This window comes from Cobetia sp. Dlab-2-AX (assembly GCF_024124625.1).
GTDB lineage: Bacteria > Pseudomonadota > Gammaproteobacteria > Pseudomonadales > Halomonadaceae > Cobetia.
On record NZ_JAMXRV010000007.1, the window covers coordinates 123,847 to 144,514 of the forward strand.

18 protein-coding genes are annotated in these 20,668 nt (G+C 62.9%); 10 read left to right on the plus strand and 8 right to left on the minus strand.

Annotation, left to right across the window (positions count from 1 at the left end):
• The first annotated feature begins 2 nt into the window (after positions 1–2).
• The 6 genes from NH396_RS12735 (at position 3) to tatC (ending at position 4,392) form a co-directional block, all read left to right on the plus strand.
• Positions 3–671, plus strand: coding sequence for an SCP2 sterol-binding domain-containing protein (locus tag NH396_RS12735; RefSeq protein WP_253064151.1), 669 nt, complete (start codon positions 3–5; stop codon positions 669–671).
• The gene (gene ubiB / locus NH396_RS12740) at positions 668–2,296 is read left to right on the plus strand and encodes a ubiquinone biosynthesis regulatory protein kinase UbiB (protein ID WP_253064153.1); all 1,629 of its coding nucleotides are present in this window, start codon (positions 668–670) and stop codon (positions 2,294–2,296) included. Before NH396_RS12735 ends, ubiB begins: the two co-directional genes overlap by 4 nt.
• Before the next feature lie 201 nt (positions 2,297–2,497).
• Positions 2,498–2,833 (plus strand): phosphoribosyl-ATP diphosphatase, encoded by a 336-nt coding sequence (locus tag NH396_RS12745; RefSeq protein ID WP_043332980.1) that lies wholly within the window; start codon positions 2,498–2,500, stop codon positions 2,831–2,833.
• Positions 2,834–2,942: 109 nt separating this feature from the next.
• A complete protein-coding gene (gene tatA / locus NH396_RS12750; RefSeq protein WP_176678028.1) occupies positions 2,943–3,197 on the plus strand; it encodes a Sec-independent protein translocase subunit TatA in 255 nt (84 codons plus the stop codon).
• Positions 3,198–3,202: 5 nt separating this feature from the next.
• Complete coding sequence (tatB, locus tag NH396_RS12755) at positions 3,203–3,601, plus strand: Sec-independent protein translocase protein TatB (RefSeq protein WP_131432769.1); 399 nt, start codon at positions 3,203–3,205, stop codon at positions 3,599–3,601.
• Positions 3,601–4,392: a twin-arginine translocase subunit TatC gene (gene tatC, locus NH396_RS12760; protein ID WP_253064154.1), complete on the plus strand. Its 792-nt coding sequence runs from the start codon at positions 3,601–3,603 to the stop codon at positions 4,390–4,392. The genes tatB and tatC overlap by 1 nt, the downstream gene beginning before the upstream one ends.
• A 196-nt stretch (positions 4,393–4,588) precedes the next feature.
• On the opposite strand, the gene elbB is transcribed toward tatC, so the two are convergent.
• Positions 4,589–5,275 (minus strand): isoprenoid biosynthesis glyoxalase ElbB, encoded by a 687-nt coding sequence (gene elbB, locus NH396_RS12765; RefSeq protein WP_253064156.1) that lies wholly within the window; start codon positions 5,273–5,275, stop codon positions 4,589–4,591.
• Positions 5,276–5,941: 666 nt separating this feature from the next.
• Between elbB and hemB the strand changes: the two genes are divergently transcribed.
• A complete protein-coding gene (hemB, locus tag NH396_RS12770) occupies positions 5,942–6,961 on the plus strand; it encodes a porphobilinogen synthase (protein WP_253064158.1) in 1,020 nt (339 codons plus the stop codon).
• 48 nt (positions 6,962–7,009) lie between these two features.
• Entirely contained in the window at positions 7,010–9,295 is a 2,286-nt protein-coding gene (gene ppk1 / locus NH396_RS12775) for a polyphosphate kinase 1 (RefSeq protein WP_253064161.1), read from the plus strand.
• Positions 9,296–9,531: 236 nt separating this feature from the next.
• Here ppk1 and NH396_RS12780 read toward each other — a convergent pair whose 3' ends face one another.
• Positions 9,532–11,673 (minus strand): PhoX family phosphatase, encoded by a 2,142-nt coding sequence (locus NH396_RS12780; protein WP_253064162.1) that lies wholly within the window; start codon positions 11,671–11,673, stop codon positions 9,532–9,534.
• 254 nt (positions 11,674–11,927) lie between these two features.
• Positions 11,928–13,088 carry a 3-deoxy-7-phosphoheptulonate synthase gene (locus NH396_RS12785; RefSeq protein WP_253064163.1) on the minus strand — a complete coding sequence of 387 codons (1,161 nt, stop codon included), beginning with the start codon at positions 13,086–13,088 and terminating at the stop codon, positions 11,928–11,930.
• 727 nt (positions 13,089–13,815) lie between these two features.
• Here NH396_RS12785 and NH396_RS12790 point away from each other — a divergent pair.
• Positions 13,816–14,370, plus strand: coding sequence for a sigma-70 family RNA polymerase sigma factor (locus NH396_RS12790; RefSeq protein ID WP_176678033.1), 555 nt, complete (start codon positions 13,816–13,818; stop codon positions 14,368–14,370).
• On the plus strand, positions 14,349–15,059 hold the full coding sequence (locus tag NH396_RS12795; protein ID WP_176678034.1) for an anti-sigma factor: 711 nt from the start codon (positions 14,349–14,351) through the stop codon (positions 15,057–15,059). The genes NH396_RS12790 and NH396_RS12795 overlap by 22 nt, the downstream gene beginning before the upstream one ends.
• Before the next feature lie 166 nt (positions 15,060–15,225).
• Here the strand turns inward: NH396_RS12795 and folM are convergent, their stop codons facing one another.
• From folM to trxA, 5 genes are all read right to left on the minus strand, one after another.
• Positions 15,226–15,939, minus strand: coding sequence for a dihydromonapterin reductase (gene folM, locus NH396_RS12800; protein WP_176678035.1), 714 nt, complete (start codon positions 15,937–15,939; stop codon positions 15,226–15,228).
• 29 nt (positions 15,940–15,968) lie between these two features.
• A complete protein-coding gene (locus NH396_RS12805) occupies positions 15,969–16,763 on the minus strand; it encodes an FAD-binding oxidoreductase (protein WP_176678036.1) in 795 nt (264 codons plus the stop codon).
• A gap of 86 nt (positions 16,764–16,849) precedes the next feature.
• Positions 16,850–18,319, minus strand: coding sequence for a 4-hydroxy-3-polyprenylbenzoate decarboxylase (ubiD, locus tag NH396_RS12810; protein ID WP_176678037.1), 1,470 nt, complete (start codon positions 18,317–18,319; stop codon positions 16,850–16,852).
• A gap of 160 nt (positions 18,320–18,479) precedes the next feature.
• A complete protein-coding gene (gene rho / locus NH396_RS12815) occupies positions 18,480–19,739 on the minus strand; it encodes a transcription termination factor Rho (RefSeq protein WP_077377862.1) in 1,260 nt (419 codons plus the stop codon).
• Between the two features lie 595 nt (positions 19,740–20,334).
• Positions 20,335–20,661 carry a thioredoxin gene (gene trxA, locus NH396_RS12820; protein ID WP_166018619.1) on the minus strand — a complete coding sequence of 109 codons (327 nt, stop codon included), beginning with the start codon at positions 20,659–20,661 and terminating at the stop codon, positions 20,335–20,337.
• Between the last annotated feature and the right edge of the window lie 7 nt (positions 20,662–20,668).

The window sequence follows — 20,668 nt, forward strand, 5'->3', positions numbered from 1 at the left end:
TCATGGCATTGCTGACCCCCCTGCTGTTGGCGACCGCTGAGCGGACGCTGAATCAGCTGCTGGCTCGCGACCCGGCCTCGACGTCGCGCCTGAATGCACTGGCAGGCCGACGCCTGCTGGTGCGTGTCGAACGCCCCGCCTTTGACCTGCTCGTGCATTTCGACCTGCAGGGCCTGCACCTGTTGCGCCTGCCCCAGGCCAACGAGAGCGATGGCGACGTGGTGGTGGAGCTCGACATGGAGACCGCCGCCGCCCTGCTGTCCGGCGAGCCCATCGAGCGCCTGATGTTCGAGGGCCGCCTGGCCGTGCGTGGGCGAATCCATCTGCTGGAGAGCGCCCGTGACCTGGTGATGGACCTCGATCTGGACTGGGAAGGCGCGCTCAGTGAGTGGTTCGGCGAAGCCCCCGGCCATAGCCTGGCCACCGGCTTGCGCAGTCTCGGGCGTTTCGGCCTGATCAGTCGCCGCGAGCTGGAACTGGACCTGCGCGAGTACCTCACCGAGGAAGTGCGCTGGCTGCCCGGTCAGGCGCAGATGCGCGTCGCGCGTGACGAGCTGACCGAGCTGACCCAGTGTCTGGATCGCACCGAAGCGCGTCTGGCGCGGCTGCGCCGTCATCTCGAGGCCGCCACCTCTCATCAACCTGCCGAGCGGGAGTGCCAGCCGTCGTGAGACTCTATCGCCTGCTGAGCATCCTGTGGGTCATCGCCCGCTACCGCCTCGACGACCTGGTGCCGCCGGGGCGCGTGCCGGCCCTGCTGCGCCCGCTGCTCAAGCTGTCGCCGCTGCGTCTGTTCCCCATCGGAAGACGCACGCGCGGCGAGCGTCTGCGTCTCGCGCTCGAGGCCCTCGGCCCGATCTTCATCAAGTTCGGTCAGATGCTCTCGACGCGCCGCGACCTGCTGCCGCCGGACATCGCCGACGAACTCAAGCGCCTGCAGGATCAGGTGCCACCGTTCGAGAACCAGGTCGCGCGGGAGCTGGTCGAGCAGGAACTCGAGATGTCGGTCGAGGAAGCCTTCGCCGAATTCGAGGCCCAACCCCTGGCCTCCGCCTCCATCGCCCAGGTACATGCCGCACGCCTGCACGATGGCTCGGACGTGGTGGTCAAGGTCATACGGCCGCGCATCGAGGAAGTGATGCGCAAGGATATCGGCCTGCTCTACATGTTCGCGCGCCTGTTGATGAAGGCCTCACCGGAGGCCCGCCGCCTGCGCCCGGTCGAAGTCGTCGCCGACTACGAAGCGACGCTGTTCGACGAGCTCGACATGCACAAGGAGGCCGCCAACACCTCCCAGCTCAAGCGCAATTTCCTCGACTCGCCGCTGCTCTACGTCCCGGCCATCCACTGGCCACTGACGGGCCGCCGCGTGATGGTGCAGGAACGCATCCGCGGCATCCCGGTGGCCGATATCGAGGAGCTGACCGCGCAGGGCACCGATCTCAAGAAGCTGGCCGAGCGCGGCGTGGAAATCTTCTTCACCCAGGTATTCCGCGACAACTTCTTCCACGCCGACATGCACCCCGGCAACATCTTCGTCTCGCGCGAGAACCCGCACGACCCGCAGTTCATCGCCATCGACTGCGGCATCGTCGGCAGCCTCACCCGCGAGGACCAGGACTATCTGGCCCGCAACCTGTTGGCCTTCTTCCGCCAGGATTACTACGAGGTCGCGGCGCTGCACATCGAGTCCGGCTGGGTCGGCGAAGGCACGCGCGCCAACGAATTCGCCGCCGCCATCCGCGCCGTCTGCGAGCCGATTCTCGAGAAGCCGCTCAAGGACATCAGCTTCGGCCAGGTTCTGCTGGGGCTGTTCCAGACCGCGCGCCGCTTCAACATGGAAGTCCAGCCACAGCTGGTGTTGCTGCAGAAGACACTGCTCAACATCGAGGGCCTCGGCCGCCAGCTGTATCCGGACCTCGACCTGTGGGCCACCGCCCGCCCCTATCTGGAGCGCTGGATGAAGGAGCGCGCCGGCCCCAAGGCGTTCTGGGCCGAGATGGTCAAGCAGGCACCGGAGCTGTCACATCAGCTGCCCCAGCTGCCGGCGATGGCTTTCCAGGCCATGCAGCGCATCGAGGACGAGCATCGCGCCCGCCAGCGCCAGACCGAAGCACTGGCGACCCTGCGGGACCGCGTCAACCACGCCTCCAGCACCGGCTGGCGCCTGCGTGCCGGCGGACTGCTGCTCGCCATCGCCTTCGGCTGGCAGCCCCTGATGGCCTGGGCGGAGACCCAGTCCGCGGCGGTATTGGTGGGCGCAGGACTGGGAATCGTGTTATTGCTGTGGCGCTAGCCGCAGGCAGACATGATGGCCTGACTGGCCCGGCGCGCAACGACACTTGCCGCCCCATGGGACGCAGTGCAATATGAATGACATATAACACTTGCATCCTGAGTCGCCTGCCCACGCCGTGCCGTTTGCCGTGCAAGATGTGCCGTCAGCGCAGAACTCGATGATTTAACGCAAGACCCAAGCTTTCAGGAATGATGATTCATGAGTGATATTCTCAACCGTCTGTCAGTGGTACTGGCAGAACGGCGCGACGCTGACCCGACCTCCTCCTATGTCGCGAGCCTGCACCACAAGGGCCTCAACAAGGTACTGGAGAAGATTGGCGAAGAGGCGACCGAAACCGTACTGGCCGCCAAGGATTTCGCTCACGACGACGTGGACTCGCAGCGTGCAGTGATCGGTGAGACCGCTGACCTGTGGTTCCATTCACTGGTCATGCTGTCGCATCTGGGGCTGGATCATCAGGAAGTGCTGGATGAGCTGGCGCGCCGCTTCGGTGTTTCCGGCCATGATGAAAAGGCCGCTCGCGGCCAGTGAAGGACCCATATTATTCCGGCGCAAGCCGGCTTTCCGGCAGAGGTGCCAGCACCCTGCAAGTCTCAAGGCCCAATGACCCGGTGTCAGCGGCCCAAATGGAGAATTCCCCATGTTAGGTGGCATCAGTATCTGGCAGCTTCTCATCGTGCTCGGCATCATCATCCTGATCTTCGGAACCAAGAAGCTGCGCAACGTCGGCTCTGATCTCGGCGGTGCCGTGAAGGGCTTCAAGGGCGCGATGAAGGAAGAAGAGAACAAGAGCGACGAGCCGACAGCCCAGCAGAAGGTCGCGCATGAGGAAAAGCGTGGCGACACCATCGATGTCGAGGCCGAGAGCCGCGATACCGCTGACAAGCGCTCGTAACCCGCATGTTCGATATCGGCTTTTTTGAACTGGCATTGATCGCGCTGCTGGCGCTGATCGTGCTCGGCCCGGAGCGTCTGCCCCGGGCCGCCCGCACTGCGGGTCTGTGGCTGGGACGCATCAAGCGCAGTGTCTCGGGCATTCAGCAGGAAATCAGTGCCCAGCTGGAAGCCGAGGAACTGCGTCAGACGCTCAACGAGCAGAAGAAGCAGCTCGATGAGACGCTCGCTCATGCGCGCAACGAGGCACGCGATGTCGAGCGCGGCATCACCGAGTCCAGCACGCCCCGCGATGCAGGCGCTTCCGGCGCTGAGACAAGCCCCCGTCCTGCCGAGAATGGTGCGCCGGCCACCGAGCCGAGCACTGCTTCCGACACCCGTGAATCACGAGAGCCACGTTCCTGATGAGTGATCCACATGCCTCACCGTCAGGTGGTCAGGGCGACGCCGCACATGCGCCGCTCATCGAACACCTGATCGAGCTACGCTCACGCCTGCTGCGCGCCACCCTGGTGGTGCTGGTGGTCTTCGCCGCGCTGTACGGCTTTTCCAACCAGATCTACCTGTATGTCGCCGAACCGCTGATGGCATTGCTGCCACCGGGTTCGCAGATGATCGCCACCGAAGTGGCCTCGCCCTTCCTGGCGCCCTTCAAGCTGACATTGGTGGTGGCGCTGTTCCTGGCGATTCCCGCCGTGCTCCATCAGGCCTGGGCATTCATCGCGCCGGGCCTCTACGAGAACGAGAAGGCGTTGGCCCTGCCGCTGCTGGCCTCCAGCATCCTGCTGTTCTATGCCGGCGCGGCCTTCGCCTACTATGTCGTCTTCCCGCTGCTGTTCCAGTTCTTCACCACCACGGGCCCCGAGAGCGTGGCGATCATGACGGACATCAATCAGTATCTGAATTTTGTCCTCAAGCTGTTCTTCGCCTTCGGGGTCGCCTTCGAGATCCCCATCGCGACCTTCCTGCTGATCTGGACTGGCGCGACGTCCGTGGAAGCCCTGAGCAAGAAGCGTCCCTACATCGTGATCGCCTGCTTCGTGGTCGGCATGCTGCTGACACCGCCGGACGTGATCTCACAGTCACTGCTGGCGATTCCGATGTGGTTGCTGTTCGAGGTCGGTATTCTGGCCTCGCGCCTCTTCAAGCGTCGGCGTGCGGTCTCAGACGATGAGGCATCGCAGGAAGCGCCCTGAACGTGGCTGCCAGCAGTTGGGCATTAGAAACAGGGCGCCAGAAACAGAGCATCAGAATCAAAGCATCAAAACAGAAAGCCCCGCCGGTGAACCGACGGGGCTTTCTGTTTCTAGGGTTTTTTGTTTCTAGGGCTTTCTGAGGAACTTGCTCATACCAGGCGCGCGCTATCACGCCAGACGCATCGGCGTGTCGAGGTCAGTCCTGCTCGGCGGCACGCGCCTGGTCTTCCTCGATCCAGCTGTCGATACGCTCGACCAGCTTGAAGATGCCTTCGGCCGCCTCGGAGATGCGCTCCGCCAGCATGTAGGCGGGAGTGGTGACGATACGATTGGCGGCGTCGACCACGATATCCGTCACCTCACAGCTCTTGTGCAGGCCGCCCTGAGCGCTGATCGCCCCGGAGACACTGGCGTCGTTGCCGATGGTGAGCGAGATGCCCTCACCCAACAGCTTGGGCACCATCACCGGGGCGATGCACATCACGCCGATCGGCTTGCCGGCCGCGTGGAAGGGCTGTACCGCGTCCTGCAGGCCGTCGACGAGTTCGAGGTCCTCGCCCTTGACGGCAAAGTTGCTGAGGTTCTTGGCGGCGCCGAAGCCACCGGGCAGGATCAGTGCATCGAAGTCGTCCGCTGACAGCTCTTCCAGCGGGCGCACCTTGCCACGTGCCAGACGCGCGGACTCGACCAGCACGTTGCGGGTCTCCTCCATCTCGTCGCCAGTGCCGTGATTGATCACGTGATGCTGCGCGACATCCGGTGCAAAGCACTCATAGGCAATGCCCAGCTGATCGAGACGCAGCAGGGTCAGGGTCGTTTCGTAGATCTCGGAGCCATCATAGACACCGCAACCGGATAGGATCAGGGCTACCTGCTTGGTCATGGGTTACTCCATTGACGATGAGCTGTGCGCGGCGATTGCCGGACAGGTCAGAAAAGACTAATACAAGCGCGTGACTGATTCGAATGCCGAGCCTGATTTCATGCCAGGCGTCATGCCCGGCGTCATGCCAAGCACAAGACGCTTCAGCGGCACCGAAGCTGCGCGACCGCCACGCGGCAGACAGTGACAGGCGTGCAGGCGAGGCATGTCACTGCGCATCCTCTCAAGACTATGGGCGGCCCTGGCACAACTCAAGTGCTGCTCCTCGTCCACTCGCATGGTCATCAAGGCTCTGGTGCCGGAGGCTTGCCGCAGTTGTCCGGAGGGGTCTGTCAGGCCCAACACCCGCCCCATCAGGGCCGTGCATGAGGCGCGACACCGCGACACATCTCCTGCGCCTGTGGCCACAAGTCAACGCTGATATACTCAATTGACCCTGCCACAGGGACGACGGCTTCCGCCACGGGCCACCCACTTGCAGGCCGCAAGCCAGGCCTTCTCGTCGCCCGACAGACACCTTGTCGTCATGTTCAGCCCCTGCTGGCACCTCACGTGACCGGCCTTGCCCCATGACCGCTGGCATCACTGTAATATTAATGAAATATTATAGACCTAGACTGCCTGCGACCATCACGGGAGCGGACCACCCGACCCGGAGAGCATTTCTTGAGCCAACGTACCCCGCGCCAGTTTCCTGCGACTCGTATGCGCCGTATGCGCAAGGACGACTTCTCTCGCCGCCTGATGCGTGAAAATCAGCTGACGGCCGATGATCTGATCCTGCCGGTCTTCGTTCTCGAAGGCACTCAGCGTCGTGAAGCCGTGCCCAGCATGCCGGGCGTCGAGCGCCTGTCCATCGACCTCATGGTCGAAGAATGCCGCGCCGTCCACGCGCTGGGCGTACCGGCCATCGCGCTCTTCCCGGTGGTCGATGCCGAGGCCAAGACGCTGCATGCCGAAGAATCCTACAACGCCAACGGCCTGGTGCAGCGTTGCGTGCGCGCCTTGAAGGAAGCGCTGCCGGAACTGGGTGTCATCACGGATGTCGCGCTCGACCCCTACACCGTTCACGGTCAGGACGGCATCCTCGACGAAGACGGCTACGTGCTCAACGACCGCACCGTCGAGACCTTGATCAAGCAGGCGCTGTCACACGCGGAAGCCGGTGCCGATGTCATCGCGCCCTCCGACATGATGGATGGCCGCATCGGCTCCATCCGCGCCATGCTGGAACAGGAAGGCCTGATCAACACGCGCATCATGGCCTACTCGGCCAAGTACGCCTCCAACTACTACGGCCCGTTCCGTGACGCAGTCGGTTCGAGCGGCAATCTGGGCAAGGCCGACAAGCAGACCTACCAGATGGACCCCGCCAACAGCGACGAAGCCCTGCATGAGGTGGCGATGGACATCGCCGAGGGCGCTGACATGGTGATGGTCAAGCCGGGCATGCCCTATCTTGATGTAGTAACGCGCGTGAAGCGTGAACTGGAAGTGCCGACCTTCGCCTATCAGGTGAGTGGCGAATATGCCATGCACATGGCGGCTTTCCAGAACGGTTGGCTGGATGCCGACAAGGTCATTCTCGAGTCGCTGATGTGCTTCAAGCGTGCGGGTGCCGACGGCATCCTCACCTATTTTGCTCGCCAGGCGGCCGAGTTGCTGGCGCAGAAAAACCGCCTTTGACAACCCCGGCCATTGCGGATGCGGCTGACCGGGATCATGGAGTTGATGATGGAACAGACGCCCAAGCAAGACACCGACAACAACACGGCGACCCTGCCGAAAGTCGCTGACAGTCGCGACAAGGATGCTGCCCCCAAGGCAGCATCCACCCCACGGGAAGGCGAGATCGAGCTGGCGGCGGATGAGCCGCCGGCTCAGGAACCGCTGCCCCTGCGCGTCAACCGGACGCGTACCGGTATCCATGCCAAGGCCACTCCCTCCCCCGAAGCCGATCTCAGCGATCCGGCGCTGTACTTCAATCGCGAGCTGTCCAACCTGCAGTTCAACATCCGCGTACTCGAGCAGGCCAGGGATACCTCGCATCCGCTGCTCAACCGCTTGATGTTCCTGCTGATCTTCACGTCCAACATGGACGAGTTCTTCGAGATTCGCGTGGCAGGTCTCAAGCATCAGATCGCCTTCGATCGCACCGATCCCGGCTGTGACGGCATGCTGCCGAGCAAGGTGCTCGATGAGGTGTCCCGCATCACGCATGAGCAGGTCGAACGCCAGTACCGCATGCTCAACGAGGACCTGATCCCCGCACTGGAAGAGCAGCACATCCGCTTCCGTCGTCGCAATCAGTGGAACGATACCCAGAAGGCCTGGGTGCGCGATTACTTCGAGGAAGAGATCCAGCCGGTCATCAGCCCGATCGGTCTCGACCCGTCGCACCCGTTCCCGCGCCTAGTCAACAAAAGCCTCAACTTCATCGTCGAGCTGGAAGGCAAGGATGCCTTCGGCCGTGAAGGTGGCCTGGCCATCCTGCCGGCCCCGCGCTCGCTGCCGCGCCTGATCCGCATCCCGGATGGCCTTGTCGAGCCGGGGTATACCGAATACGTCTTCCTGTCCTCGATGATCCACGCTCACGCCCAGGAGCTGTTCCCGGGCATGAAGATCAAGGGCTGCTATCAGTTCCGCCTGACCCGCAACGCCGATCTCTCGGTGGATGCCGAGGATGTCTCCGACCTGGCCTCCGCGCTGCGTGGCGAGCTGCTGGCTCGCCGCTACGGCGATGGGGTGCGTCTCGAGGTGGCCGACAACTGCCCGGAAGCGCTCTACACCTTCCTGCTCCAGCAGTTCGATCTGGAAACGCGCGACCTCTATCAGGTCAAGGGCCCGGTCAACCTCAACCGCCTGATGGAAGTCATCGGCGACGTCGGCCGCGAGGACCTGCTCTACGCCCCGTTCACCCCGGGTATTCCGAAGGCGCTCAAGGGCGACAACAGCCTGTTCGATGCGATCCGTCGCGAAGACATCCTGCTGCATCACCCCTTCCAGTCCTTCTCCCCGGTCGAGAACCTGCTCGCCGAGGCGGCACGTGACCCGAACGTGCTGGCCATCAAGCAGACCCTCTATCGCACCGGCGCCGACTCCAACATCGTCTCCTCGCTGGTGGAAGCCGCACGTCAGGGCAAGGAGATCACCGTGGTGATCGAGCTGCGGGCGCGCTTCGATGAGGCCGACAACCTGCAGCTGGCCTCACGCCTGCAGGAAGCCGGCGCCATCGTCATCTACGGTGTGATGGCCTACAAGACCCACGCCAAGATGCTGCATATCGTGCGACGTGAACACGGCGAGCTGCGTCACTACGCGCACCTGGGCACCGGTAACTACCATGCCAAGACGGCGCGTCTGTATACCGATTACAGCCTGCTGACCGCCAACGAGACGCTGTGCGAGGACGTCCACAAGGTCTTCCAGCAACTGACCGGCATGGGCAAGCAGCGCAATATCGAGAAGCTGCTGCACGCGCCCTTCACGCTGCATGAGCGCATGGTGGAGATGATCGACCGTGAAGCGCGCAACGCCGAGAAAGGCAAGCGCGCCCACATCATCATCAAATGCAACTCACTGACCGAGCCCAAGCTGATTCGCGCCCTCTACCGCGCCTCGCGGGCTGGCGTGCAGTGTGACCTGATCATCCGCGGCGTCTGCTGTCTGCGCCCTGGCGTGCCGGGGATTTCCGACAACATCCGCGTACGCTCGGTGATCGGTCGCTTCCTCGAGCACACGCGCACCTTCCACTTCCACAATGCCGGTCAGCCGGAAACCTGGTGCTCCAGCGCGGATTACATGGAGCGCAACATGTTCCACCGCGTCGAGACCTGCTTCCCGCTGCTCGACAAGAAGCTGGCCCAGCGTATCCGCAAGGACCTGGACACCTATCTGGTCGACAACTGCCAGAGCTGGCGTCTGGAAAGCGATGGCCACTACACCCAGCTGGATGCCGGCGACGCGGAACCGATCAGCGTGCAGGAAACCCTGCTGTTCGCCTACGCTGCCAAGGCCTGATCGCCCTCGGCAAGGTCGGCTCTCCAAGCAGCTCAGCTCAAAGCAGGTCAGATGAGCTGAAGACAGACCGCTGGACTCTCGGCCCTCACGCTTGCGTGGGGGCCGTTGTCGTTGGCCCTCTCCTTTGTTTGACCGACGCGCGTTCTCAGGCGAAAAGGCGCTAGATCCGGGCACACGAAAAAGCCCCCGTATCATCGATACGGGGGCTTCGCTTTACATCGGATCAGGTACTTGCATCAGACGCCGATCTTGCCGCCATCTTCGCGCTGGATGACCACGGTCGCGGCGCGGGCACGCACACTGCCGTCGGTCTCGGCGGTAGCGTCATCGCTCTGCGGCCAGTTGGCCGGGTGCTGGATGTTGATGAACATCGCGGTCTTGTCCGGGGTGGTGAAGATCCCGGTGACTTCACAGCCGTTCGGGCCCACCGCGAAGCGCTTGAGCTGCGCCTGGTTGTCGGCACCGATCACGGCCGCGTCTCCCTCGGCCTGCTCGAGACCGGCCGGCACGACCGCCAGCAGCTGGTCATTGGTGACCTCGGTGATGCCTTCGTAGCCGTTGTCGGTCTGGATCCACAGGATGCCCTGCTCATCGTCACGGGCATCGAAGTAGAGACCATCCGGGCTGGCGAACTCGTTGTCTGCGGTCAGACCCGACAGGTTGTCGGCATCGCTGGCCGCTGCGCCGAACACGAAGATCTCCCAATCGAAGGCGACATTGTCACCGCCCTCACGCCAGCGGATGATCTGCCCCGCCTCGTTGTCGCCCCGCGGATTGGCCGCGTTGGTCGGTGCCGTCGCGTAGCCGACACCCGGCTCCTCGATGGCGGTGCCATCGTTGGTGAAGGCTGCTGCGGTGCCGTCTTCGGTGCGCTTGGAGTTGTTGGTCAGCGTCATGTAGACCTCACCGGATGCCGGGTCCACCGCGCCCCACTCCGGGCGGTCCATCGGAGTCGCGCCCATCAGGTCTGCCGCATCCGTGGTGTGGATGATGATGCCGGCCAGGTCATCGGCTGCCAGCCCCAGTGCCTTGGCCAGGGTGCGGCCATCCTTGGTCACGGCGTCCGGGGTCAGCTTGAGCCACGTGCCGGTGCCATCGGCGGAGAACTGGGCGACATACAGCGTGCCCTTGTCCAGGTACTTGTCGCCGATCGCCAGGCGGTCCTTAACGTCACCGGCGCCACGGGCATCAGCGGCGTCCCACTTGGCGTCCGACACAAACTTGTAGATGTACTCGTTGCGCGAATCGTGACCGGAGTAGAAGACCACCGGCTCACCCTCGACCAGCTTGCCCGGCCAGCAACCTTCGTGACGGAAGCGGCCCAGCGCGGTGCGCTTGATGGCCTGCTCGCCGGTGTAGGGGTCGATCTCGACGATATAGCCGAAGGTCCGCGGTTCGTTGCGGTAATCCTTGTCGGCGCTGTCTGCCGTCGGCGTGTTGTCGAAACGCGCGAACTCGCCATCGACTTCACTGGCATCCCCGGCGGCGGTTTCCCAGCCATAGCGGCCACGCTCGGTCTCGATGCCGATGCGGTTGTCATCGAGCTGGCGATCGCTGCGCTTGACGAAGTAACCCGGCCAGTTCTCTTCGCAGGTCAGGTAGGTGCCCCACGGGGTGTAGCCGTTGGCGCAGTTGTTGTTGGTACCACGGGTGCGCATGCCATCCGGCGAGAAGGCCGTCTTGACGTAATCGCTGCCCGCCACCGGGCCGCTCAGCTTCATTTCGCTGGCGCTGGTGTAGCGGCGGTTGTAGCGCGAATCGCCCACCACTTCCCACTTGCCATTGCTGGCCTTCTTGACCTCGACGATGGTCACGCCGTGGGCATTGATCTCGGTACGCACTTCATCGGCCGGACGCTTGCCGGAATCCGCATTGGTCGCACCGCCCTTGGGTGCCCACAGAGCATCCTGATCGATGTATTCGTTGTTCATGACCAGCAGGAAGTTGCTGGAGGCCGTGTCGTCGTTCAAGGCGAAGTTGTGCATGCCATCGTGATGCATGCCGACGGTGTTGAGCTGGATCTCCGGCGTCATCGCCAGGTCCTTGCTCCACTTGGGTGCCTTGGCATTGAGCGGCGTGCCCCACGGCGCCAGCACCTGTGCGGTATACCCCTTGGGAACCACGACTGCATCCGTGCGTGAACCCTTGATCGATTCGAAGGCCAGTGCCAGAGCCGTCTTCTCGCCCGCAGCATTGCTGGCGGCGTTGGCCGTGGTGCTAAGCCCCGCAAGACCGAAACCACCCAGCATGCTGGCCGCCGCCATGCCCAGGCCGCCCTGCAGGACACGACGACGCGAGATGTGTCGTTCGATGACGGATGAGAACGTCTCGTTGCTGCTGGGATTAAGCAGGCGATGGTCTTCGATTTCCTTGCTCATGTCGCTTCCCCGTAGTCAGGTTTCGGGTTGTTCTGTTCAGGCATGCCCCTTGAGGGCATGCCGAAGGCAACAAGAGTGATACGCGAGCCCGATGACAATTCCGTGACGAACGGGCAACAAAGGCAAGAGACGACAGCGCCCAACGGCCTTTCGACCGTTGGGCGCTGGGGACCTCAGAGACATTCGGTGAATTCAGCAAATAGCGTGCAAGCGCTGAGTCATCTTCGGCCGTGACGAGTGGCTGACACCTGATGTCAGACTTGACGCAGGCGCTCGGCGGCCAGGCTCAGCAGGTGCTCGGTGGTTTCCCAGCCAAGGCATGCATCGGTGATGGACACGCCATGACGCAGTTGGGAGAGCTTCTCCGCTGCCGGCAAGGCCTGCTTGCCTTCATTGAGGTGACTCTCGAGCATCACGCCGATCAAGGCATCATCCCCCGCCAGGCGCTGGGAGAGCACATCCAGCATCACTTCACTCTGGCGGCGGTGGTCCTTGCGGGAATTGGCGTGGCTGCAATCGACCATCAGGCGCGGCGTCAGGCCAGCGCCTTCCAGCTCACGCCGGCAGGCGGCCACCGAGGCGGCGTCATGGTTGGGCTGGCCATGACCGCCGCGCAGCACCACATGGGTATGCGGGTTGCCCGCGGTCTCGATCAGCGCCGGACGTCCGCTGTCATCCATGCCGAAGTGGCGATGCCCATGCGCCGCCGCCCCGATGGCCTGCACGGCGACCTCGACGCCTCCGTCAGTGCCGTTCTTGAAGCCCACCGCACAGCCGAGGCCGGAGGCCATCTCGCGATGGATCTGCGACTCGGTGGTGCGGGCGCCGATGGCCGCCCAGCCGAGCAGGTCTTCCAGGTAGGCGGCGGTCAGCGGCTGCAGCAGCTCAGTCGCCACCGGCAGGCCCAGCTGGTTGATCTCGCGCATCAGCTCGCGTGCCTGACGCAGGCCGGTAGCCATGTCATCGCTGCCATCCAGATGCGGATCATAGGCCAGCCCCTTCCAGCCCACTGTGGTGCGCGGCTTCTCGACATAGACACGCATCACCAGCTTGAGGCGATCACGCACCTGCGGTTCGATCACCGCCAGGCGCTGGGCGTACTCACGCGCGGCCTTGAGATCATGGATGGAGCACGGCCCGACCACCACCAGCAGACGATCATCGTCGCCGGCGAGAATGGCGTTGATCTCATCGCGATGCTGGCGAATCTGGCCGGCCAGGTCGGCGTCCACCGGCAGCTGCTCGCGCAATTCGCTGGCGCTGGGCAGGGCTTCACGACTGATGCGTCCGGGTGTGGTCGGTGTCTGGGCGGCATCAGAGCGGGTCACGGTGGCGTTCTCGGCAGTCAAGGGATCAACAGTGGCGTCGGCAGTGTGCGGGTTTGCGGTCAACACGCGTTCAAGGCTGGCGTTCATGGTCTTCTCTCCTGTGATGAAGCCTCGGCTCCATCACGCAATATTCATTCTGACAGACAGGGACTTCGCGAATCGTCACCCCGGTGTTGCTCGCCCTGCCCCGCGGTGACAGCGGAAAGAGGCAGGACGCCGCTAAATCGCCAGCGCCAATAACCATGCACGACCCGAGCGGAGGCAAGAGAAAAGCGGGTAGTCAGGATAGTGGTGCGCATGGTCATTCCTCTCGTCATTCATACTGCAATCATTGTCGGCACGTTAGGGTGACATGCCTCTCGTCATGGATTTCGCAAGGCCCGAAACGCAAGAACCCCCGGCCGTGGCTGCGACCGGGGGTTCTTCAAGGTGGTGGCAGCCCGTACGAGACAGGCGCGCCGTAACCTCAGGCGCGCCCCTGTGTAAACCAATACCAATAGCCGGCCGCACACGCCGCCATCACGACCTGGCCCGAAGGGCAGGCAGCGACAGTGAACGGGCGGTGGATGGTGGTCTGATTCATGGGTCGGGCCGATATCCAGTGGTGACGATGAAAAAGGTGATAGGCCTATCCTTGCACTCCAGATCGTCCTGCGCAAGCGTGAACCGGCAACAAACCGTTGCCCGCACGCATAAAGAAGGGCTATCAGCCTGAAGTGGCATCAGTATAATCTTTGGTTGTCGAGCAACATGATCGGCAACACGCATTCGTCCAGCGGTGCCTGACACCGCGCCCACAGCTTGGAATGCATGCATGCAGGATTCCCGAAATGATGCACTGATTGAGTATCTGTCGGGATGCGCCCGGCAGGATGCCAAGGCACTGGATCAGCTCTATCGAGCGACCAGTGCGCATCTATACGCTCAGTTGCTGCGTATCTTGAGACATGAGGCATCCGCGCAGGATTGTCTTCAGCAGGTCTACATCCGGGTATGGGCCGCCGCCAGCCAGTACGACGCCGGCCGCGCCCGCCCGATGACCTGGCTCGGCACCATGACCCGCAACATCGCCATCGACTGGATACGTCGACAGCGACCCAGCGAGCATGACAGCGATGAATTGATCGCCGCCATGCCGGGGCGGAGTGATATCGAGGCAGATGTCGACCTGGCCCAGCACAGTGGTGAACTCCACCAGTGCCTGGCCGAGCTGAATGACGATCAACGCCGCGCCCTGGAACTGGCCTACTTCGAAGGCCTCACCCACCAGGATCTGGCCAATCAACTGGACCAGCCCTTGGGTACCGTCAAGAGCTGGGTCCGACGTGGACTCGAGAGGTTGAAGACATGCATGAGTCATTTGATCTGAGCGACCCGGAACTGCGCGAAGCCGCAGCGGGCGAGTATGCGCTCGGCACATTGACACGCGACGAGCGCGCGGCATTCGAGTCACTGCTGGCCGTCAGCCACGACCTGCAACGTGATGTGGAGCGCTGGCGCGAGCATCTCAACGTGTTCAATGAACAGCTTCCCCCCGTCACGCCACCGGCCCATGTCTGGCAAGGCATCGCCGAGGCGACGGGAACCGCCCGTCAGCCCTGGTGGCGTCGCCTGGGCCTGTGGCAGGGCATGACCGCCACGGCGTTCAGCCTGGCGCTGGCAGTCACCCTGACCTTCAGCCTGGGGCACAACGCAGGCATGGAGAGCGACTACGTGTTCGTGGTCAACAACCCTGACAGCAGCCCCGGCTGGATCGTCAACGCCTCCCACTCGGGCGAGATGATGGTACAGGCCGTCAGGCCCGAAGCGCCGGCCCCCGGCAAGGTCTGCGAGCTGTGGCTGATGGCCAAGGATGGCAAGGAACCGATGTCACTGGGCATCCTGCCGCACTCCGGCACCATGAAGGTCGAGGTGCCCAAGGAGTATCTGGCCGCCTTCCCCGACAGCGATCTGGTGATCACGCTGGAAAGCCCGCAGGGCGCGCCCTCCGGCAACCAGATGGGCCCGACCCTCAAGAAGGGTCAGCTGACGCCGGTCGAAGGCCGCCACATCCTGTAAGCGCTTCGCCAGTGCAGAATGTCGTAACAACGGTCGCAACAACGAAAAAAGCCCCCGCTAAGAAGCGGGGGCTTTTTTGTGCGGTGCTCTTATGCCCAATGTCAGGTCTCGAATGTCGTGTCGCAAATATCAAAAGCGATAACCGAAAGACCACTGACACACGCTATCAGCGCAGGTGGCGCCCCCCATCCACCGGAAGGGTCGTGCCCGTGACATAGGGACTATCCAGCAGATAGCGCAGTGCCTGCCAGATGACGCCTGGCCCGGGCACCTGCTGCATCAACGACTTGGCGCGCGCACGCTCGGCATAGTCATCATCATCGCCTGGGCGCAGCATGATCAGCGCCGGCGCGATGGTATTGACCTGGATGCGCGGCGCGAACATCGACGCGAACGACAAGGTCAAGTTCTCGAGCCCGGCCTTGCTGGCCGCGTAGGCCGCATGCTTGCGCGAGCCCTTCTGAACCACGAAGTCACTCATGTGGACGATATCCGCCTGCGTCTCGACCCCGGCTTCCAGCAGGTCGCGCAATCCCAGGTTGATCAGATAAGGCGCCTGCATATGGACACGGAACAGATGCTCGAATACCTCATCCTGCCCCTCGCCGTCACCATCCGGTGCCCAGTCGCTGGCATTGTGCACGATGGCCCGCAGCGTCGGCGTCAGCTCGCGAATCGCGGCGATGAAAGTTCGGATGCCCGCCTCGCTGGAGAAATCCGCCTGAACGGTGCGGATACCCAGCGCACGCAGAGCATCGAGCTCTTCGCGTTCGCGTCGATAGCTGACGATGACGGGGTGCCCATCATCGATCAGTCGCTCGGCACAGTAACGCCCCAGCCGCTGGGCACCACCGGTGATCAGGATCGGGGACTGACTCATGTCACGCTTTCCTCGTACCGGAAACTCATTCAGGCAGGCATCAGAGCCGGGTCCAGCAGCGGCTCGCGTGGCGCATAGCTGAAGACATCGGAGCTCAGCGCGCTGGCCTCGACTCCCAGGGGCGTCAGTGCGTCGACGCAGGCATAGACCATGCCCGGCGACCCAGACAGATAGACCCGCTTGCCTGCCATGCTGTCGGCGTGCTCACGCAGCGCCTGGTCGATACGACCGATATGGCCCTTGAAGCTCGCCTCGACCCCGGCCGCTTCCAGCGCGCGATGATGGGCGTCACCGTGTGTCGGTGCCTCCTCCAGCACCGGCACATAACGGAAATTCGGCTGGCTGGCCGCCCAGTTGAGTGCCGCACTCTCCAGATACAGATCGCGACGCTCACGCGCGGCCCACCACAGCTCGATGGGCTGGGTCAGGCCACGCGCAAACGCCGCCTGCAGCATGGCGTGCATCTGCGAAAACCCGGTGCCGGCACAGATCAGCACGATGGGGCTGGGGTCGTCGAGGTCCAGCACGCACTCACCACTGGGCAGGCGTAGCTCAAGTTGATTGGCCGCGACCAGCAGGCTGCGCAGACGCGCGGAATTACTGCGTTCCGGCCAATGCTGGATATGCAGCTCGAGCACGCCATCATCACTGGCGGCATTGGCGATGGAGAACGGTACCCAGGTGGTGTCATCGAGCTTCATCTCGAGATACTGGCCCGGCGCGTGCGCCAGGGCCTCGGGACGTGCGGCGAAGCGCACACGAAACACGTCCGGGGTCAGATCTTCCACACTCTCGACATGACAGGTCAGGGTCCGCGCCGTCATCGTATCCTCTTGTTGTCTGATGCCTGCCGCCAGCGCGCCGCGCGACGACAGGGTAAATGCATGGGTGTTGATGGTCTGTCGCGGAATCAGTCCAGAATGCCCAGACTGTCCCAGCGTTCATCGACACGGGAAGTGATCTCTTCGCTCATCACGATAGGCTCGCCCCACTCGCGGTCCGTCTCGCCGGGCCACTTGTTGGTCGCGTCCATGCCCATCTTGGAGCCAAGCCCCGCCGTTGGCGAGGCGAAGTCCAGATAATCGATCGGCGTATTGTCGACCAGAACGGTATCACGGCTCGGGTCCATGCGCGTGGTGATGGCCCAGATGACATCTTCCCACTTGCGGGCATCGACATCATCATCCAGCACGATCACGAACTTGGTGTACATGAACTGACGCAGGAAGCTCCAGACTCCCATCATCACGCGCTTGGCGTGGCCGGGGTACTGCTTCTTCATCGTCACCACCGCCATGCGGTAGGAGCAGCCTTCCGGCGGCAGATAGAAGTCGACGATTTCCGGGAACTGCTTGCGCAGAATCGGCACGAAGACTTCATTGAGCGCCAGGCCGAGAATCGCCGGCTCATCCGGCGGACGCCCGGTATAGGTGGAGTGATAGATCGGGTCGCGCCGATGGGTGATGCGCTCGATGGTGAAGACCGGGAAGGTCTCCACCTCGTTGTAATAGCCGGTGTGATCGCCGTAGGGGCCTTCCGGTGCCACGTCATCCGGATACAGATAGCCTTCCAGGATGATCTCGGCGCTGGCCGGGACCTCGAGATCCGACAGGCCACATTTGACCAGCTCGGTGCGCGAGCCGCGCAGCAGACCGGCAAAGGCATACTCGGAGAGTGAATCCGGTACCGGCGTGACAGCGCCGAGAATGGTGGCCGGATCGGCACCCAGCGCCACCGCGACGGGGAAGGGTTCGCCCGGATGGGCCTTCTGCCACTCGCGGAAGTCCAGTGCACCGCCACGGTGTGCCAGCCAGCGCATGATCAGGCGATTCTTGCCGAGCTTCTGCTGACGATAGATGCCGAGGTTCTGGCGCTCCTTGTGCGGACCACGCGTGATCACCAGCGGCCAGGTCACCAGCGGCGCGGCATCCCCGGGCCAGCAGTGCTGGATCGGAATCATGTCGAGATCGACCTCCTCCCCTTCCAGCACGATCTCCTGACAGGGCGCACGCTTGACCTTCTTCGGCCCCATGCTCATCACCTGCTTGAAGATCGGCAGCTTGTCCCAGGCATCGCGGAAGCCCTTGGGCGGCTCCGGCTCCTTGAGAAAGGCCAGCAGCTCGCCGACTTCACGCAGCGCCTCGACGGACTCCTGGCCCATGCCCAGCGCCACGCGCCGCGGCGTGCCGAACAGATTGCCCAGCACCGGCATGCTGTGGCCCTTGACGTTCTCGAACAGCAACGCCGGCCCCCCTGCCTTCAGGGTGCGATCGCAGATCTCGGTCATCTCCAGATAGGGGTCCACCTCGGCACGAATGCGCTTGAGTTCGCCCTTCTCTTCCAACGCCGCGATGAAATCGCGTAAGTCTCGATACTGCATGGGAGTTTCCGCTCGGCTTGATCAAGCCCCGAGCATACCATTGCCAGCCGGCACTCGGCAGACCAACAACGCAAGACGCCCACTTCCCGGGCGGGAAGTGGGCGTCTCAGGCAGCGCACGTCGTGGACATGGCCCGCCATCGCGGCAGGGCCGGCCTCGATCAGCGGCGCTTCATGGCCTCGAAGAACTCGAGGTTGGTCTTGGTATCTTTCAGGCGATCGATCAGGAACTCGGTGGCAGCCACATCTTCCATCGGGTTGAGCAGCTTGCGCAGGATCCACATGCGCTGCATTTCATCCTCGGACGCGATCAGGTCTTCACGACGCGTGCCGGAGCGACGGATGTTGAGGGCCGGGAAGACGCGTCGCTCGGCCAGCTTGCGGTCGAGGTGAGCTTCCATGTTACCGGTGCCCTTGAATTCCTCGAAGATGACTTCGTCCATCTTGGAGCCGGTATCGACCAGCGCCGTGGCGAGAATCGTCAGACTGCCGCCTTCTTCGATATTGCGCGCGGCACCGAAGAAGCGCTTCGGCTTCTCGAGGGCGTGGGCGTCGACACCACCGGTCAGAACCTTGCCGGAGGACGGCACCACGGTGTTGTAGGCACGTGCCAGACGCGTGATGGAATCGAGCAGGATGACGACATCCTTCTTGTGCTCGACTAGGCGCTTGGCCTTCTCGATCACCATCTCGGCGACCTGGACGTGACGGGCCGGCGGCTCATCGAAGGTGGAGGCCACGACTTCGCCGCGTACGGTACGCGACATCTCGGTGACTTCCTCGGGACGCTCATCGATCAGCAGCACGATGAGGTGACATTCGGGGTTGTTGCGCGTGATGGAGGCGGCGATGTTCTGCAACATCATCGTCTTGCCCGCCTTGGGCGGCGAGACGATCAGGCCACGCTGACCCTTGCCGATCGGTGCGGTCAGATCAAGGATGCGTGAGGTGATGTCTTCGGTGGAACCGTTGCCGATTTCCATCAGCAGACGGGATTGCGGGAACAGCGGCGTCAGGTTCTCGAACAGGATCTTGTGCTTGGCATTCTCGGGGCGGTCAAAGTTGATCTGATTGACCTTGAGCAGCGCGAAGTAACGCTCCCCTTCCTTCGGCGGACGAATCTTGCCGGAGATGGTGTCGCCCTTGCGCAGATTGAAGCGACGGATCTGAGACGGTGAAACGTAGATGTCATCAGGACCCGCGAGGTAGGAAGAGTCTGCACTGCGCAGGAAGCCGAAGCCGTCCTGCAGGATTTCCAGAACGCCGTCGCCGTAGATGTCCTCACCGCTTTTCGCGTGCTTCTTGAGGATGGCGAAGATGATGTCCTGCTTGCGCGAACGTGCCAGATTGTCGATGCCCATCGTCTGGGCAAGTTCCAGCAGTTCGGGGACAGTATTTTGCTTGAGTTGGGTAAGATTCATCGGCTTTGTTTGAACGTGGCTCAGGTCAGCGGAGCTGATAGATAAGAAGGGAATCGAGAAGACGGGCAGAAGGCAAGGACCGGCACTGCAAGGGTGCAGACAGAACTCGACAGCATTCCCGGAGGCAAGCGCCTGAGCTGGATGAAGACAGGTGCCAAAAGTTCAGGAAAGATCACTCACCACGGCGAACAACGGATTCAGCGACGGAGTGTCGAGCTACGGATGTCCAGCGACGACGGACCGGTCGAAGGGACACGGCGCATCATGCTTGCTGACGGAAAAGTCTTCTCGATATGAAATCTAGCGGTATGAATCGCCTGGAGGCTGGCCGGCGAGTCGCGGGCAGCATTACCAGAGGGCTGGCTGACAACTGGGGGACCGTGGGACGGTCGACATGACGCAATCAGAGAGCGTGTAATCAGGCGAACGCCTCGATGGTAGTCAAGCCGGCCCCTGAACGCAAGCCCCGGCGGCCTGGTGGCGCACCCGGCGCTGCCTGAAGCGCTCGCTAGCGGCCAGCCAGCGCTGCGATAGCCGCCGCTGACGTAGCGCTTTCACTGACGCCTCAAGGCCCCCGAGGGCAGCAAGGCCCGATTCACAGATTGGCATCCAGAAAGGCAGCCAGCTGCGCGCGCGGCATGGCGCCCACCTTGCTGGCTTCGACATTGCCGCCCAGAAACAGCATCAATGTCGGCACACCGCGCACGCCGAAGCGGGCAGCGAGCTCAGGGGCTTCATCGACATCGACCTTGACGATCTTGAGCTGCCCTTCGTATTCCTCTGCCAGGGATTCCAGCGTCGGTGCCACGCTCTTGCACGGCCCGCACCAGGAAGCCCAGAAATCTACCAGCACCGGATGCTCGCTTTCCAGCACCACGGATTCGAAGTCCCTTTCTGCAATCGGTACCACACGTTCGCTCATCGCGACG

Bases quoted from the DNA above. Each gene is read 5' to 3' on its own strand.
- trxA (WP_166018619.1), bottom strand. From the start codon at position 20,661: ATGAGCGAACGTGTGGTACCGATTGCAGAAAGGGACTTCGAATCCGTG.
- NH396_RS12735 (WP_253064151.1), top strand. From the start codon at position 3: ATGGCATTGCTGACCCCCCTGCTGTTGGCGACCGCTGAGCGGACGCTG.
- elbB (WP_253064156.1), bottom strand. From the start codon at position 5,275: ATGACCAAGCAGGTAGCCCTGATCCTATCCGGTTGCGGTGTCTATGAT.
- tatB (WP_131432769.1), top strand. From the start codon at position 3,203: ATGTTCGATATCGGCTTTTTTGAACTGGCATTGATCGCGCTGCTGGCG.
- ppk1 (WP_253064161.1), top strand. From the start codon at position 7,010: ATGGAACAGACGCCCAAGCAAGACACCGACAACAACACGGCGACCCTG.
- tatC (WP_253064154.1), top strand. From the start codon at position 3,601: ATGAGTGATCCACATGCCTCACCGTCAGGTGGTCAGGGCGACGCCGCA.
- NH396_RS12790 (WP_176678033.1), top strand. From the start codon at position 13,816: ATGCAGGATTCCCGAAATGATGCACTGATTGAGTATCTGTCGGGATGC.
- ubiD (WP_176678037.1), bottom strand. From the start codon at position 18,319: ATGCAGTATCGAGACTTACGCGATTTCATCGCGGCGTTGGAAGAGAAG.
- folM (WP_176678035.1), bottom strand. From the start codon at position 15,939: ATGAGTCAGTCCCCGATCCTGATCACCGGTGGTGCCCAGCGGCTGGGG.
- NH396_RS12745 (WP_043332980.1), top strand. From the start codon at position 2,498: ATGAGTGATATTCTCAACCGTCTGTCAGTGGTACTGGCAGAACGGCGC.
- NH396_RS12785 (WP_253064163.1), bottom strand. From the start codon at position 13,088: ATGAACGCCAGCCTTGAACGCGTGTTGACCGCAAACCCGCACACTGCC.
- NH396_RS12795 (WP_176678034.1), top strand. From the start codon at position 14,349: ATGCATGAGTCATTTGATCTGAGCGACCCGGAACTGCGCGAAGCCGCA.
- tatA (WP_176678028.1), top strand. From the start codon at position 2,943: ATGTTAGGTGGCATCAGTATCTGGCAGCTTCTCATCGTGCTCGGCATC.
- rho (WP_077377862.1), bottom strand. From the start codon at position 19,739: ATGAATCTTACCCAACTCAAGCAAAATACTGTCCCCGAACTGCTGGAA.
- NH396_RS12780 (WP_253064162.1), bottom strand. From the start codon at position 11,673: ATGAGCAAGGAAATCGAAGACCATCGCCTGCTTAATCCCAGCAGCAAC.
- NH396_RS12805 (WP_176678036.1), bottom strand. From the start codon at position 16,763: ATGACGGCGCGGACCCTGACCTGTCATGTCGAGAGTGTGGAAGATCTG.